The following is a 12,900-nucleotide window of genomic DNA, read 5'->3' as shown; positions in this document are numbered from 1 at the left end:
CGGACCAGACGTCCGGTCGGGAGTGAGGACAAGATCTACTTGTATCGGTAGACGATCCGGCCACGCGTCAGGTCGTACGGAGACAGCTCCACCACGACCCGGTCATCGGGAAGGATACGGATGTAGTGCATCCGCATCTTGCCGCTGATGTGCGCGAGGACCTTGTGACCGTTCTGCAGTTCCACCTTGAACATCGCGTTCGGGAGGGACTCGATCACGGTGCCCTCGATCTCGATGGCACCTTGCTTCTTGGCCACGCTTCGCCCTTCGAATCGGCTACCTTGATCAGCTCCATGCTTCGCATGAGGACATGCGGATGCAAAGGAGCCGACGAGTCAGTCTACGGCAGGGCCCCCAGAAAGACGAATCCGGAAAGTTTGCCCCACAGGGTAGATCATTAACCGGGCGGCACCTCTTCCCCGTGCCGCCCGCACGGCGCTGCTAGCCCAGCGGGTCCGGCGCCGTCGTGATGCCGTACTCCGCCAGCTTCGCCTTGCCGCAGTCCGGGCTGGTCAGGACGATCGGGCCCTCTTCGGTCAGGGCGATCGAGTGCTCCCAGTGGGAGGACCAGGTCCCGTCCGTGGTGATGACCGTCCAGTCGTCCGCCAGGACCTCCGTGTGGGCGGTGCCCAGCGAGACCATCGGCTCGATCGCCAGGCAGACGCCCGGGACGAGCTTGATGCCCTTGCCCCGCTTGCGCGAGACGTAGTTCAGCAGGTGCGGGTCCATGTGCATCTCGGAGCCGATGCCGTGGCCGCCGTAGTCCTCGATGATCCCGTACTTGCCGGTGGCCGGACGCGGCTGGCGGCGGATGTAGCCCTCGATCGCCTTCGAGATGTCCACCAGGCGGTTGCCGAGCTTCATCGCGGCGATGCCCGCCCACATCGACTCCTCGGTCACCCGCGACAGCTGGATGAGCTCCGGAGCGTGACCGGTGCCCACGAAGGCCGTGTACGCCGCGTCGCCGTGCCAGCCGTCCACGATCGCGCCGGCGTCGATCGAGATGATGTCGCCGTCCTTGAGGACCGTCTTGTCGTCCGGGATGCCGTGGACGACGACCTCGTTCACCGACGTGCAGATCGTCGCGGGGAAACCGCCGTAACCGAGGAAGTTCGACTTCGCGCCGGCGTCCGCGATGACCTTGCGGGCCACCATGTCCAGGTCCCGGGTCGTGGCGCCGGGCACGGCCGCCTCACGGGTCGCCGCGTGGATCGCGGCGACGACCAGCCCCGCCTCGCGCATCTTCGCGATCTGCTCGGGCGTCTTGAGCTGCACCATGGAACGGCCTTCCACCTTCTGAAATCGGACTTCTCAACAGTACGGCCGCGGTGCCCCTGGGACACCGCGGCCGTACCTGCACGACGGGGGACTACTTCTTCAAGGCGTCCATCGCGCGTCGCGTGACGTCCGCGACCTCACCGAGGGCGGGGATGGTCGACACGAGGCCCTGGGCCTTGTAGTAGTCGATGATCGGCTCGGTCTCCGCGTGGTAGACCGACAGCCGGTTGCGGACCGTGGCCTCGGAGTCGTCCCCGCGCTGGTACAGCTCGCCGCCGCACTGGTCGCAGACGCCGTCCGCCTTCGGCGGCGCGTACGTCACGTGGAAGACGTGCGCAGAGTCCTTGCGGCAGGTCCGGCGGCCCGCGATGCGCTTGACGACCTCGTCCTCCTCGACCTCCAGGTCGAGGACGGCGTCCAGGCCGAGCCCGGCGGCCTTGAGGATCTCGTCGAGCGCCTCGGCCTGCGAGAGGTTGCGCGGGAAGCCGTCGAGCAGGAAGCCGTTCGCGGCGTCGGGCTGCTCCATCCGGTCCTTGGCCATGCCGATGGTGACCGAGTCCGGGACGAGCTCACCCGCGTCCATGTACGACTTCGCGCTCTTGCCGAGCTCGGTGCCCTGGCTGATGTTGGCGCGGAACAGGTCACCCGTGGAGATGTGCGGGATCGACAGGTTCTTGGCGAGGAACGCGGCCTGTGTTCCCTTGCCGGCGCCGGGGGGCCCGACGAGGACGATACGCATCAGCGGAGGAACCCTTCGTAATTACGCTGCTGGAGCTGGCTCTCGATCTGCTTCACGGTTTCCAGACCCACACCCACGATGATGAGGATGCTCGTCCCGCCGAACGGGAAGTTCTGGTTCGCTCCGAAGCCCGCCAACGCCATTGTCGGCACGAGAGCGATCAGACCCAGGTACAGCGACCCCGGCCAGGTGATCCGGTTGAGTACGTAGCTCAGGTACTCGGCGGTAGGCCGGCCGGCGCGGATGCCCGGGATGAACCCACCATACTTCTTCATGTTGTCTGCAACTTCCTCGGGGTTGAACGAGATCGCCACGTAGAAGAAGGCGAAGAACACGATCAGGAGGAAGTAGGCGGCGATGTAGTACGGGTGGTCGCCCTTGACGAAGTGCTTCTGGATCCAGGTCGCCCAGCCCGCCGTCGAGCCGCTGAACTGCACGACCAGTGCCGGGATGTACAGCAGCGACGAGGCGAAGATGACCGGGATGACACCGGCCTGGTTCACCTTGAGCGGGATGTAGGTCGAGGTGCCGCCGTACGCGCGGCGCCCGATCATGCGCTTCGCGTACTGGACCGGGATCCTGCGCTGCGCCTGTTCGACGAAGACGACCAGGGCCACCATGGCCAGACCGACGAGGATCACCACGCCGAACTCGACCCATCCATCAGCGATCTTGCCCTGGAGCTTGATCTGCCACATGGCGCCGATGAAGCCGGCCGCGATCGAGATGAACATCAGGATCGACATGCCGTTGCCGATGCCGCGGTCGGTGATCAGCTCACCGAGCCACATGACGACACAGGTGCCGGCGGTCATGGTGAGCACCATCGTGATCATGGTGAAGATCGAGCGGTCCGAGACGATCTCGGTACGGAGCTGGCAGGACCCGAAGAGCGCGCCCGTCTTGGCGGTGGCCACCAGACCCGTGCCCTGGAGGATCGCGAGCGCGACCGTCAGGTAACGCGTGTACTGGGTGATCTTCGCCGTGCCGGACTGGCCCTCTTTCTTGAGGTTCTCCAGCTTCGGGATGACCACGGTCAGCAGCTGCAGGATGATGCTCGCCGTGATGTACGGCATGATTCCGAGCGCGAAGATCGTGATCTGCAGCAGTGCGCCACCGCTGAACATGTTGACGAGGCCGAACAGGCTGTTGCCGGTCCCTGCCTGGTCCACACAGAACTGAACGTTCTTGTAGTTCACGCCGGGGACCGGGATGTGGGACCCGAGGCGGAACAGCACGATGATGGCGAGCGTGAAGAGCAGCTTCTTGCGCAGGTCGGGCGTCTTGAACGCCCGGGCGAACGCGGTGAGCACGGTGCCTCCTGCGACCCCCGCGCTACTGCGTCAGAGGTGACGGTCTGAGGGATCGGTGAATACGTACAAGCAAAGGTGCAGGCCACCTTACCGGCGACTGCGCCCCCCGTGGAACGACCAACCGGGGATGCCCCATATGTGAGGCATCCCCGGTCGGGTTTCAGCTATTTGTCACGTGGGTTCGTCTTAGACGAGCTCGGTGACGGTGCCGCCGGCAGCGGCGATCTTCTCCTTGGCGGAGGCGGAAACGGCGTCAACCGAAACCGTCAGCGCCACGGAGATCTCGCCCTGGCCCAGGACCTTGACGAGGCTGTTCTTGCGCACCGCGCCCTTGGCGACCAGGTCGGCCACCGTGACCTCTCCACCCTCGGGGTAGAGAGCGCCGAGCTTGTCCAGGTTGACGACCTGGAACTCGGTGCGGAACGGGTTCTTGAAGCCCTTGAGCTTCGGCAGGCGCATGTGGAGGGGCATCTGCCCACCCTCGAAGCGCTGCGGGATCTGGTAACGGGCCTTCTGGCCCTTCGTACCACGACCGGCCGTCTTACCCTTCGACGCCTCACCACGACCGACACGGGTCTTCGCGGTCTTGGCGCCGGGGGCGGGACGGAGGTTGTGGGCCTTCAGCGGGCTGTTCTCAGCCATGATTAGTCAACCTCCTCAACCGTCACGAGGTGGCGGACGGTCTGCACCATTCCGCGGAACTCGGGGCGGTCCTCCTTGACGACCACGTCGTTCAGGCGCTTGAGCCCGAGCGAACGCAGAGTGTCGCGGTGGTTCTGCTTGCTGCCGATGTACGACTTCGTCTGCGTGATCTTGAGGCGAGCCATTACGCAGCACCCGCCCCGGCACGCGCACGAAGCAGGGCCGCGGGGGCGACGTCCTCGAGGGGCAGACCACGGCGAGCCGCGATCTCCTCGGGACGCTGCAGGCCCTTGAGGGCCGCCACGGTCGCGTGCACGATGTTGATCGCGTTGGAAGAGCCGAGCGACTTCGACAGGATGTCGTGAACGCCGGCGCACTCCAGAACGGCGCGCACCGGGCCACCGGCGATAACACCGGTACCGGGGGAAGCCGGCTTCAGCAGCACGACGCCCGCAGCGCGCTCGCCCGTGATCGGGTGAGGGATGGTGCCCTGGATGCGCGGAACCTTGAAGAAGTTCTTCTTGGCTTCCTCGACACCCTTGGCGATGGCCGCGGGAACTTCCTTGGCCTTGCCGTAACCGACACCTACAGTGCCGTCACCGTCGCCCACCACGACCAGCGCGGTGAAGCTGAAGCGGCGACCACCCTTGACAACCTTGGCGACGCGGTTGATCGCGACAACGCGCTCAACGTAAGCGGTCTTCTCGGCGGCAGGGCCACCGTCGCGACCCTTCCGGTCCCGCCGCTCGCCGCCACCGGCACCGCTTCCGCGGCGCTGGGGTCCAGCCATTGGATTACCTCTCTCTGTTACGTCCGTGAGTCCCGGAACCGGGGCTTAGAACTTCAGCCCGGCTTCGCGGGCGGCGTCAGCCAGAGCGGCAATGCGCCCGGCGTATCGGTTGCCACCGCGGTCGAACACGACGGTCTCGACACCCGCGGCCTTGGCACGCTCGGCGACGAGCGCGCCGACAGCCTGGGCCTGGGCGCTCTTGTCGCCTTCGCCACCGCGGATCGAAGCGTCCAGGGTCGACGCGGACGCCAGGGTGTGACCCTGGAGGTCGTCGATGACCTGAGCAACGATGTTGCGGTTGGAACGCGTCACGACGAGGCGCGGACGCTCCGCCGTACCCGAGACGTTCTTGCGGATGCGGATGTGGCGGCGAGCCTTGGCAGCGCGCTTGTACGCGTCGCCCTTGGCGATCTTCACACCGTATGCCATGGCTACTTACCAGCCTTTCCGACCTTGCGGCGGATGACTTCGCCGGCGTACTTGACACCCTTGGCCTTGTACGGGTCGGGCTTCCGCAGCTTGCGGATGTTGGCGGCGACCTCGCCGACCTTCTGCTTGTCGATGCCCTCGACCGTGAACTTGGTGGGCGACTCGACCTTGAAGGAGATGCCCTCGGGCGCCTCGATCAGGATCGGGTGGCTGTAGCCAAGCTGGAACTCCAGGTCGGAGCCCTTCGCGGCGACGCGGTAACCGACACCGCTGATTTCGAGAGCCTTGACGTACCCCGTGGTCACACCGGTGATCATGTTCGCCACCAGCGTGCGGGACAGGCCGTGCAGGGCCTTGTTCTGACGCTCGTCGTTCGGGCGGATGACGTTCAGAACGCCGTCCTCACCCTTGGCGACGGCGATGGGCGCAGCGACGGTGTGCGAGAGGGAACCCTTGGGGCCCTTCACCGCGACCGTGCGGCCATCGATGGTGACGTCCACACCGGCGGGAACCTGGATGGGGAGCTTGCCGATTCGCGACATTGCTTTTCCTCCGTTCCCGACTACCAGACGTAGGCGAGGACTTCCCCACCTACGCCCTTCTTGCCTGCCTGCTGGCCGGTGAGGAGACCGTGGGACGTGGAGATGATCGCCACGCCCAGGCCGCCGAGCACCTTGGGCAGGTTGGTGGACTTCGCGTACACGCGCAGACCGGGCTTCGAGATCCGCTTGATGCCCGCGATGGAGCGCTCACGGTTCGGCCCGAACTTCAGCTCGAGGACGAGGTTCTTGCCGACCTCGGCGTCCTCGACCTTCCAGCCGGTGATGAAACCCTCCTGCTTGAGGATCTCTGCGATGTGCGACTTGATCTTGCTGTGCGGCATCACGACGGTGTCGTGGTACGCCGAGTTAGCGTTACGCAGACGGGTCAGCATGTCTGCGATCGGGTCAGTCATGGTCATGAAGTGGCCTTCGGCCTCTCTCGCCGGGGTTTCCTGTATGCGCCATCCCTCTCCCCACTCAGTGGCGGGACGGGTGCGGTGCGGGGACCTACGGCGTAGTAAGTCGTTATGGGCGGCGGACGCCCAACCACACAACCCTAAGGCATGCGCGGCCGGGCATCCGCCGACCAGATGCTTACCGAGAGTGCCTGGAACTTCCCAAGTCCTTGCGGACGGAGGGAACTACCAGGAGCTCTTGGTCACGCCCGGCAGCTCGCCACGGTGAGCCATCTCACGAAGGCACACGCGGCACAGGCCGAACTTGCGGTACACGGAGTGGGGACGACCGCAGCGCTGGCAGCGGGTGTACGCACGCACACCGAACTTGGGCTTGCGGGCAGCCTTCGCGATGAGAGCCTTCTTCGCCATCTCGCTTACGCCTCCTTGAAGGGGAAGCCGAGGTGACGAAGGAGGGCACGGCCCTCGTCGTCGTTGGTCGCCGTGGTGACCACGGTGATGTCCATACCCCGGGTACGGTCGATCTTGTCCTGGTCGATCTCGTGGAACATGACCTGCTCCGTGAGACCGAAGGTGTAGTTGCCACGGCCGTCGAACTGCTTCGGCGACAGACCACGGAAGTCACGGATACGCGGCAGCGCGAGCGACAGCGTACGGTCCAGGAACTCCCACATGCGGTCACCACGGAGGGTGACGTGGCAGCCGATCGGCTGACCCTCACGCAGCTTGAACTGCGCGATGGACTTGCGGGCCTTCGTGACGGCCGGCTTCTGACCGGTGATCGTCGTCAGGTCGCGGATGGCGCCGTCGATCAGCTTGGAGTCGCGGGCGGCGTCGCCCACACCCATGTTGACCACGATCTTCACGAGGCCGGGGATCTGCATGACGTTCTCGTAGGAGAACTCCTCACGCAGCTTGCCCGCGATGTCCTCGCGGTACTTCGTCTTGAGACGCGGAGTGGTAGCCATCAGATGTCCTCACCCGTCCGCTTGGCAACGCGGATCTTGTTGCCCTCGTCGTCGAAGCGGTAGCCGACGCGGGTGACGACCTTCTGGCCGTCCTTTTCCACGACCAGCTGAACGTTGCTGACGTGGACCGGCGCCTCGGTGATCACGATGCCACCGGTCTGCGAACCACCAGCGGTCTGACCGGCCTTGGTGTGCTTCTTGACCCGGTTGACACCCTCGACGAGGACACGGTTCTCGCTGGGCATGGCCGCGATGACCTTGCCCTGCTTGCCCTTGTCCTTACCGGTGATGACCTGAACCAGGTCGCCCTTCTTGATCTTCATGCTTACAGCACCTCCGGCGCGAGCGAGATGATCTTCATGAACTTCTTCTCGCGCAGCTCACGGCCCACGGGGCCGAAGATACGGGTGCCGCGAGGGTCGCCGTCGTTCTTGAGAATGACAGCGGCGTTCTCGTCGAAGCGGATGTACGAGCCGTCCTGGCGGCGGCGCTCCTTGACGGTGCGAACGATGACCGCCTTGACGACGTCACCCTTCTTCACGTTGCCACCGGGGATCGCGTCCTTGACGGTGGCGACAATGACGTCACCGATGCCCGCGTAGCGGCGACCGGAGCCACCGAGAACACGGATGCAAAGGATTTCCTTGGCACCAGTGTTGTCGGCGACACGCAGTCGCGACTCCTGCTGGATCACGTCTATCTCCTGATTGTCTGCCGGTTCCCGGCGGGGGGTCCGTTACCGGAGCCCCTCGCCGAGCCTGGCGGAACTGACCTGAGGGAAACCCCCCAGGCTATGTCTGGCGGAACTCGCTCGCGCGAGGTTCCTTACTTGGCCTTCTCGAGGATCTCGACGATGCGCCAGCGCTTGCTCGCCGACAGCGGACGCGTCTCCATGATGAGGACGCGGTCGCCGACACCGGCAGCGTTCTGCTCGTCGTGAGCCTTGAGCTTGTTCGTACGGCGGATGACCTTGCCGTACAGGGCGTGCTTGACGCGGTCCTCGACGGCGACGACGACGGTCTTGTCCATCTTGTCGCTGACGACCAGACCCTCGCGGGTCTTGCGGAAACCGCGCTGCTCAGTGGTCTCAGTCACGTTCTTCTCGCTCATCAGGCGCTCTCCACCGTCTCGATACCGAGCTCACGCTCGTGCATCAGGGTGTAGATGCGAGCGATGTCCTTACGGACGGACTTGAGCCGGCCGTTGTTCTCCAGCTGACCCGTGGCCGCCTGGAAGCGCAGCTTGAACAGCTCTTCCTTGGCCTCGCGCAGCTTGCCAACGAGCTCCTCGTTGCCGAGCTCACGCAGCTCGGACGCCTTGGTTCCCGTCGCCATCACGACTCACCTGCCTCGCGCCGAACAATCCGGCACTTCATCGGAAGCTTGTGAGCAGCGCGGGTGAGCGCCTCACGAGCAATCTTCTCGTTCGGGTAGGACAGCTCGAACATGACCCGGCCCGGGTGCACGTTCGCGATCCACCACTCGGGAGAACCCTTACCGGAACCCATGCGGGTCTCGGCGGGCTTCTTCGTCAGCGGACGGTCCGGGTAGATGTTGATCCAGACCTTGCCGCCACGCTTGATGTGGCGGGTCATCGCGATACGAGCCGCCTCGATCTGGCGGTTCGTCACGTACGCCGGGGTCAGCGCCTGGATGCCGTACTCGCCGAACGAGACCTCAGTACCGCCCTTGGCCATACCGCGGCGCTTCGGGTGGTGCTGCTTGCGGTGCTTGACCCTACGAGGGATCAGCATGTCGGTCAGGCCTCCGTTCCGGTGCTCTCGGCCGGAGCGGCGGCGGGAGCGTCGGCCTTGGGGGCCTCGGCACCAGCAGCCTGCTGCGGCTTGCGGCCACCACGGCCGCCGCGCTCGCCACCACGGCCACCACGGCCGGCGGGACGGTCGCCAGCGCCGGCACCACGGGCCGGGCGGTTACCCGCACGGGCCGCAGCGTTCTCGGCGCGAACCTCGGCGATGTTCTTGACGTCGCCCTTGTAGATCCAGACCTTCACACCGATACGGCCGAAGGTGGTCTTGGCCTCGAAGAAGCCGTAGTCCACGTTCGCGCGCAGCGTGTGCAGCGGCACACGACCCTCGCGGTAGAACTCGGAGCGGGACATCTCGGCGCCGCCGAGACGACCGCCACACTGGATCTTGATGCCCTTGGCGCCGGCCTTCATCGTGCCCTGCATGCTCTTGCGCATGGCACGACGGAAGGAGACGCGGGAGGAGAGCTGCTCGGCAACGGCCTGGGCGACCAGCTGGGCATCGAGCTCGGGGTTCTTGACCTCGAGGATGTTCAGCTGGACCTGCTTGCCCGTGAGCTTCTCGAGGTCACCGCGGATGCGGTCGGCCTCGGCGCCACGGCGGCCGATGACGATGCCCGGACGAGCGGTGTGGATGTCCACACGCACGCGGTCACGGGTGCGCTCGATCTCAACCTTCGAGATGCCGGCGCGCTCCATGCCGGACGTCATCATCCGACGGATGGCGACGTCTTCCTTGACGTAGTCCTTGTACAGCTTGTCGGCGTACCAACGCGACTTGAAGTCGGTGGTGATGCCGAGCCGGAACCCGTGCGGGTTTACCTTCTGGCCCATTACCGGGAACCTTCCTTGCTGCTGACGACCACGGTGATGTGGCTGGTCCGCTTGCGGATCCGGTAGGCACGGCCCTGGGCACGCGGACGGAACCGCTTCAGGGTCGGACCCTCGTCCACGAACGCCTCGCTGATGAACAGCGAAGAAGCGTCCGGGTGGTTGTAGTTGTGTGCGGCGTTGGCAATGGCGCTGTCCAGCACCTTGCCGACCGGCACGCTCGCGGCCTGCGGGGCGAAACGCAGGACCGCCTGAGCCTCCGTGGCATCCATGCCACGGATAAGGTCCACCACGCGGCGGGCCTTCATGGGCGTGACGCGGATGTACCGCGCCTGGGCCCTGGCTTCCATGGTTGTCCCTTCGGTGTAAGTCATAGTCGTTACCACCCCGCCTTTAGCGGCGCTTCGACTTCCGGTCGTCCTTGACGTGGCCGCGGAAGGTGCGAGTCGGCGAGAACTCGCCGAGCTTGTGGCCGACCATCGACTCGGTGACGAACACCGGGACGTGGGTCTTGCCGTTGTGCACCGCGATGGTGTGACCCAGCATGGCCGGGATGATCATCGAGCGACGGGACCAGGTCTTGATGACGTTCTTGGTACCAGCTTCGTTCTGAGCGTCCACCTTCTTGATGAGGTGTCCGTCGACGAAGGGTCCCTTCTTGAGACTGCGCGGCATCTAAACCCGCTCCTAGCGCTTCTTGTTCGTCTTGCGGCGGCGGACGATGTACTTGCTCGAAGCCTTCTTCGGCGAGCGAGTACGACCCTCCTTCTGACCCCACGGGGAGACCGGGTGGCGACCACCGCTGGTCTTGCCCTCACCACCACCGTGCGGGTGGTCAACCGGGTTCATCGCGACACCGCGGACGGACGGGCGAACGCCCTTCCAGCGCATGCGGCCGGCCTTGCCCCAGTTGATGTTCGACTGCTCGGCGTTGCCGACCTCGCCGACCGTGGCGCGGCAGCGCGCGTCGACGAGACGGATCTCGCCGGACGGCATGCGGAGGTGGGCCATGGTGCCCTCCTTCGCCAGCAGCTGCACGGACGCACCCGCGGAGCGGGCGAACTTCGCACCGCCGCCGGGACGCAGCTCGATCGCGTGGATGGTCGTACCAACCGGGATGTTGCGCAGCGCCAGGTTGTTGCCGGGCTTGATGTCGGCCGTCGGGCCGTTCTCAATCCGGTCACCCTGCTGCAGACCGCGCGGCGCGATGATGTAGCGCTTCTCGCCGTCGGCGTAGTGCAGCAGCGCGATGCGCGCGGTGCGGTTGGGGTCGTACTCGATGTGCGCGACCTTGGCCGGCACGCCGTCCTTGTCGTGACGACGGAAGTCGATCACGCGGTAGGCGCGCTTGTGTCCACCACCCTGGTGGCGAACGGTGATCCGACCGGTGTTGTTACGGCCGCCCTTGCTGTGCAGCGGGCGAACCAGCGACTTCTCCGGCGTGGACCGCGTGATCTCGACAAAGTCGGCGACGCTGGAGCCACGACGGCCCGGGGTCGTCGGCTTGTACTTGCGGATACCCATTTCTCAGTCCTCGTCCGATTCCGGACGACTCAGGACTCCGTTAGGAGGCCTGGCCGCCGAAGATGTCGATTCGGTCGCCCTCAGCGAGGGTCACGATGGCGCGCTTGGTGTTGGCGCGCTTGCCGAAACCGGTCTTGGTGCGCTTGCGCTTACCCTGACGGTTGATCGTGTTGACCCCGGTGACCTTGACCGAGAAGACCGCCTCGACGGCCTGCTTGATCTGGGTCTTGTTGGCGCCAGGCGCGACGATGAACGTGTACTTGTTCTCGTCCAGCAGCGCGTAGCTCTTCTCCGAGACAACCGGCTTGATCAGCAGGTCGCGCGGGTCAGTGAAGGTCTTGCTGGTAACGGTCGCCTCAGACATCAGGCGTCGCTCCCTTCGGTCTCGTCGGCCTTGGGGCCAGACACGAAGGACTCCAGCGCGGCCTGGGTGAAGACCACGTCGTCAGAGACGATCACGTCGTACGTGTTCAGCTGGCCCGGCTCCAGGATGTGAACCTGGGGCAGGTTGCGGGCGGACAGCCACGCGGCCTCGTCGGCGCGCTCGACGACCAGGAGCAGGTTCTTGCGCTCCGAGATCTTGCCGAACAGCGTCTTGGCGGCCTTCGTGGAGGCGGCACCCTCGACCACGCCGGTGACGACGTGGATGCGGGAGTGACGCGCGCGGTCCGAGAGGGCACCGCGGAGGGCGGCGACCTTCATCTTCTTCGGGGTCCGCTGCGAGTAGTCACGCGGCTGCGGGCCGTGGACGACGCCACCGCCGGCGAACTGCGGAGCGCGGGTGGAACCCTGACGCGCGCGGCCGGTGCCCTTCTGGCGGTACGGCTTGCGGCCACCACCACGGACTTCGCCACGGGTCTTGGTCTTGTGCGTGCCCTGACGGGCAGCGGCCAGCTGTGCGACGACGACCTGGTGGATCAGCGGAACGCTGGTCTTCGCGTCGAAGATCTCCGCGGGGAGCTCGACGGTACCGGCCTTGTCGCCTGCCGGCGAAAGGATGTCAATGGTGCTCATTAACCTCAAGCCCCCTTGGCCGCGGTACGGACCAGGACGAGGCCGCCGTTCGGACCGGGGACTGCGCCCTTGATGAGGAGCAGACCCTTCTCCGCGTCTACCGCGTGGATGGTCAGGTTCTGGGTGGTGACGCGCTCGTTGCCCATACGACCAGCCATGCGCATGCCCTTGAAGACACGCCCAGGGGTGGCGCAGCCACCGATCGAACCGGGGGAGCGGTGCTTGCGCTGCACACCGTGACCGGCGCCGAGGCCCCGGAAGTTGTGCCGCTTCATGACACCGGCGAAGCCCTTGCCCTTGCTGTTGCCCGTGACGTCGACCTTGACGCCGGACTCGAACACCTCAGCAGTGATCTCCTGGCCGAGCGTGTACTCGCTGGCGTCGGAGGTGCGGAGCTCCACCAGGTGGCGGCGGGGGGTCACGTCGGCCTTGGCGAAGTGGCCCTTGAGGGGCTTGTTCACCTTGCGCGGGTCGATCTCGCCGAAGGCGATCTGGACCGACTCGTAGCCGTCGATGTCGTTCGTACGGACCTGGGTAACGACGCAGGGTCCGGCCTTGACCACGGTCACCGGGACGACACGGTTGTTCTCGTCCCAGACCTGGGTCATGCCGAGCTTCTCGCCCAGGACGCCCTTGATCTGCTTTGCCAT

The 12,900-nt window shown here is 65.6% G+C and carries 24 protein-coding genes; all 24 read right to left on the bottom strand.

Going from position 1 to position 12,900, the window contains the following annotated elements:
- Positions 1-35 precede the first annotated feature (35 nt).
- Positions 36-257: a translation initiation factor IF-1 gene (gene infA / locus OHA81_RS19040; protein WP_003956442.1), complete on the bottom strand. Its 222-nt coding sequence runs from the start codon at positions 255-257 to the stop codon at positions 36-38.
- Between the two features lie 184 nt (positions 258-441).
- On the bottom strand, positions 442-1,278 hold the full coding sequence (gene map / locus OHA81_RS19035) for a type I methionyl aminopeptidase (protein WP_190183004.1): 837 nt from the start codon (positions 1,276-1,278) through the stop codon (positions 442-444).
- Positions 1,279-1,369: 91 nt separating this feature from the next.
- Positions 1,370-2,017, bottom strand: a complete 648-nt coding sequence (locus OHA81_RS19030) for an adenylate kinase (RefSeq protein WP_329197509.1) — start codon at positions 2,015-2,017, stop codon at positions 1,370-1,372.
- Positions 2,017-3,330 carry a preprotein translocase subunit SecY gene (gene secY, locus OHA81_RS19025; protein WP_190183002.1) on the bottom strand — a complete coding sequence of 438 codons (1,314 nt, stop codon included), beginning with the start codon at positions 3,328-3,330 and terminating at the stop codon, positions 2,017-2,019. The genes OHA81_RS19030 and secY overlap by 1 nt, the downstream gene beginning before the upstream one ends.
- 186 nt (positions 3,331-3,516) lie before the next feature.
- A complete protein-coding gene (rplO, locus tag OHA81_RS19020) occupies positions 3,517-3,972 on the bottom strand; it encodes a 50S ribosomal protein L15 (protein WP_030154704.1) in 456 nt (151 codons plus the stop codon).
- Between the two features lie 2 nt (positions 3,973-3,974).
- On the bottom strand, positions 3,975-4,157 hold the full coding sequence (gene rpmD, locus OHA81_RS19015; protein WP_053682614.1) for a 50S ribosomal protein L30: 183 nt from the start codon (positions 4,155-4,157) through the stop codon (positions 3,975-3,977).
- The gene (gene rpsE, locus OHA81_RS19010; RefSeq protein WP_030298218.1) at positions 4,157-4,762 is read right to left on the bottom strand and encodes a 30S ribosomal protein S5; all 606 of its coding nucleotides are present in this window, start codon (positions 4,760-4,762) and stop codon (positions 4,157-4,159) included. Before rpsE ends, rpmD begins: the two co-directional genes overlap by 1 nt.
- 45 nt (positions 4,763-4,807) lie before the next feature.
- On the bottom strand, positions 4,808-5,191 hold the full coding sequence (rplR, locus tag OHA81_RS19005) for a 50S ribosomal protein L18 (RefSeq protein WP_030026334.1): 384 nt from the start codon (positions 5,189-5,191) through the stop codon (positions 4,808-4,810).
- A gap of 2 nt (positions 5,192-5,193) precedes the next feature.
- Positions 5,194-5,733 carry a 50S ribosomal protein L6 gene (rplF, locus tag OHA81_RS19000; protein ID WP_053682616.1) on the bottom strand — a complete coding sequence of 180 codons (540 nt, stop codon included), beginning with the start codon at positions 5,731-5,733 and terminating at the stop codon, positions 5,194-5,196.
- Between the two features lie 20 nt (positions 5,734-5,753).
- A complete protein-coding gene (gene rpsH / locus OHA81_RS18995) occupies positions 5,754-6,152 on the bottom strand; it encodes a 30S ribosomal protein S8 (protein ID WP_007265911.1) in 399 nt (132 codons plus the stop codon).
- A 222-nt stretch (positions 6,153-6,374) separates the two neighbouring features.
- On the bottom strand, positions 6,375-6,560 hold the full coding sequence (locus tag OHA81_RS18990; protein ID WP_003956452.1) for a type Z 30S ribosomal protein S14: 186 nt from the start codon (positions 6,558-6,560) through the stop codon (positions 6,375-6,377).
- A gap of 5 nt (positions 6,561-6,565) precedes the next feature.
- The gene (gene rplE, locus OHA81_RS18985) at positions 6,566-7,117 is read right to left on the bottom strand and encodes a 50S ribosomal protein L5 (protein WP_030298216.1); all 552 of its coding nucleotides are present in this window, start codon (positions 7,115-7,117) and stop codon (positions 6,566-6,568) included.
- Positions 7,117-7,440 (bottom strand): 50S ribosomal protein L24, encoded by a 324-nt coding sequence (gene rplX, locus OHA81_RS18980; protein ID WP_136213229.1) that lies wholly within the window; start codon positions 7,438-7,440, stop codon positions 7,117-7,119. Before rplX ends, rplE begins: the two co-directional genes overlap by 1 nt.
- A 2-nt stretch (positions 7,441-7,442) precedes the next feature.
- Positions 7,443-7,811, bottom strand: coding sequence for a 50S ribosomal protein L14 (gene rplN / locus OHA81_RS18975; protein WP_003956455.1), 369 nt, complete (start codon positions 7,809-7,811; stop codon positions 7,443-7,445).
- A gap of 131 nt (positions 7,812-7,942) precedes the next feature.
- A complete protein-coding gene (rpsQ, locus tag OHA81_RS18970; RefSeq protein ID WP_008739702.1) occupies positions 7,943-8,227 on the bottom strand; it encodes a 30S ribosomal protein S17 in 285 nt (94 codons plus the stop codon).
- Positions 8,227-8,451, bottom strand: coding sequence for a 50S ribosomal protein L29 (gene rpmC, locus OHA81_RS18965; protein WP_008739703.1), 225 nt, complete (start codon positions 8,449-8,451; stop codon positions 8,227-8,229). Before rpmC ends, rpsQ begins: the two co-directional genes overlap by 1 nt.
- Positions 8,451-8,870: a 50S ribosomal protein L16 gene (rplP, locus tag OHA81_RS18960; protein ID WP_030026326.1), complete on the bottom strand. Its 420-nt coding sequence runs from the start codon at positions 8,868-8,870 to the stop codon at positions 8,451-8,453. Before rplP ends, rpmC begins: the two co-directional genes overlap by 1 nt.
- A gap of 5 nt (positions 8,871-8,875) precedes the next feature.
- Positions 8,876-9,715, bottom strand: coding sequence for a 30S ribosomal protein S3 (rpsC, locus tag OHA81_RS18955; protein ID WP_007265905.1), 840 nt, complete (start codon positions 9,713-9,715; stop codon positions 8,876-8,878).
- Entirely contained in the window at positions 9,715-10,062 is a 348-nt protein-coding gene (rplV, locus tag OHA81_RS18950; RefSeq protein WP_136213228.1) for a 50S ribosomal protein L22, read from the bottom strand. The genes rpsC and rplV overlap by 1 nt, the downstream gene beginning before the upstream one ends.
- A 43-nt stretch (positions 10,063-10,105) precedes the next feature.
- The gene (rpsS, locus tag OHA81_RS18945; RefSeq protein ID WP_043230274.1) at positions 10,106-10,387 is read right to left on the bottom strand and encodes a 30S ribosomal protein S19; all 282 of its coding nucleotides are present in this window, start codon (positions 10,385-10,387) and stop codon (positions 10,106-10,108) included.
- A 12-nt stretch (positions 10,388-10,399) separates the two neighbouring features.
- On the bottom strand, positions 10,400-11,236 hold the full coding sequence (gene rplB, locus OHA81_RS18940; RefSeq protein WP_136213227.1) for a 50S ribosomal protein L2: 837 nt from the start codon (positions 11,234-11,236) through the stop codon (positions 10,400-10,402).
- Between the two features lie 40 nt (positions 11,237-11,276).
- Complete coding sequence (rplW, locus tag OHA81_RS18935) at positions 11,277-11,600, bottom strand: 50S ribosomal protein L23 (protein ID WP_037792012.1); 324 nt, start codon at positions 11,598-11,600, stop codon at positions 11,277-11,279.
- Positions 11,600-12,250 carry a 50S ribosomal protein L4 gene (gene rplD / locus OHA81_RS18930; RefSeq protein WP_031152736.1) on the bottom strand — a complete coding sequence of 217 codons (651 nt, stop codon included), beginning with the start codon at positions 12,248-12,250 and terminating at the stop codon, positions 11,600-11,602. Before rplD ends, rplW begins: the two co-directional genes overlap by 1 nt.
- Before the next feature lie 5 nt (positions 12,251-12,255).
- Entirely contained in the window at positions 12,256-12,900 is a 645-nt protein-coding gene (gene rplC / locus OHA81_RS18925; protein ID WP_007265899.1) for a 50S ribosomal protein L3, read from the bottom strand.

Origin of the sequence: Streptomyces sp. NBC_00667, assembly GCF_036226825.1 — a bacterium.
In the GTDB taxonomy this organism is placed as follows: Bacteria; Actinomycetota; Actinomycetes; order Streptomycetales; family Streptomycetaceae; genus Streptomyces.
This window is presented reverse-complemented; position numbering and strand designations above follow the sequence as displayed.

Coding starts and splice junctions, on each gene's coding strand:
- rplP (WP_030026326.1), bottom strand. CDS start 8,870: ATGCTGATCCCTCGTAGGGTCAAGCACCGCAAGCAGCACCACCCGAAG.
- rplE (WP_030298216.1), bottom strand. CDS start 7,117: ATGGCTACCACTCCGCGTCTCAAGACGAAGTACCGCGAGGACATCGCG.
- rpmD (WP_053682614.1), bottom strand. CDS start 4,157: ATGGCTCGCCTCAAGATCACGCAGACGAAGTCGTACATCGGCAGCAAG.
- OHA81_RS18990 (WP_003956452.1), bottom strand. CDS start 6,560: ATGGCGAAGAAGGCTCTCATCGCGAAGGCTGCCCGCAAGCCCAAGTTC.
- rpmC (WP_008739703.1), bottom strand. CDS start 8,451: ATGGCGACGGGAACCAAGGCGTCCGAGCTGCGTGAGCTCGGCAACGAG.
- rpsH (WP_007265911.1), bottom strand. CDS start 6,152: ATGACCATGACTGACCCGATCGCAGACATGCTGACCCGTCTGCGTAAC.
- rplV (WP_136213228.1), bottom strand. CDS start 10,062: ATGGAAGCCAGGGCCCAGGCGCGGTACATCCGCGTCACGCCCATGAAG.
- rplF (WP_053682616.1), bottom strand. CDS start 5,733: ATGTCGCGAATCGGCAAGCTCCCCATCCAGGTTCCCGCCGGTGTGGAC.
- rpsC (WP_007265905.1), bottom strand. CDS start 9,715: ATGGGCCAGAAGGTAAACCCGCACGGGTTCCGGCTCGGCATCACCACC.
- rplC (WP_007265899.1), bottom strand. CDS start 12,900: ATGGCAAAGCAGATCAAGGGCGTCCTGGGCGAGAAGCTCGGCATGACC.
- map (WP_190183004.1), bottom strand. CDS start 1,278: ATGGTGCAGCTCAAGACGCCCGAGCAGATCGCGAAGATGCGCGAGGCG.
- rplW (WP_037792012.1), bottom strand. CDS start 11,600: ATGTCTGAGGCGACCGTTACCAGCAAGACCTTCACTGACCCGCGCGAC.
- OHA81_RS19030 (WP_329197509.1), bottom strand. CDS start 2,017: ATGCGTATCGTCCTCGTCGGGCCCCCCGGCGCCGGCAAGGGAACACAG.
- rplB (WP_136213227.1), bottom strand. CDS start 11,236: ATGGGTATCCGCAAGTACAAGCCGACGACCCCGGGCCGTCGTGGCTCC.
- rplX (WP_136213229.1), bottom strand. CDS start 7,440: ATGAAGATCAAGAAGGGCGACCTGGTTCAGGTCATCACCGGTAAGGAC.
- rplR (WP_030026334.1), bottom strand. CDS start 5,191: ATGGCATACGGTGTGAAGATCGCCAAGGGCGACGCGTACAAGCGCGCT.
- rplO (WP_030154704.1), bottom strand. CDS start 3,972: ATGGCTGAGAACAGCCCGCTGAAGGCCCACAACCTCCGTCCCGCCCCC.
- rplD (WP_031152736.1), bottom strand. CDS start 12,250: ATGAGCACCATTGACATCCTTTCGCCGGCAGGCGACAAGGCCGGTACC.
- rpsS (WP_043230274.1), bottom strand. CDS start 10,387: ATGCCGCGCAGTCTCAAGAAGGGACCCTTCGTCGACGGACACCTCATC.
- rpsQ (WP_008739702.1), bottom strand. CDS start 8,227: ATGAGCGAGAAGAACGTGACTGAGACCACTGAGCAGCGCGGTTTCCGC.
- rpsE (WP_030298218.1), bottom strand. CDS start 4,762: ATGGCTGGACCCCAGCGCCGCGGAAGCGGTGCCGGTGGCGGCGAGCGG.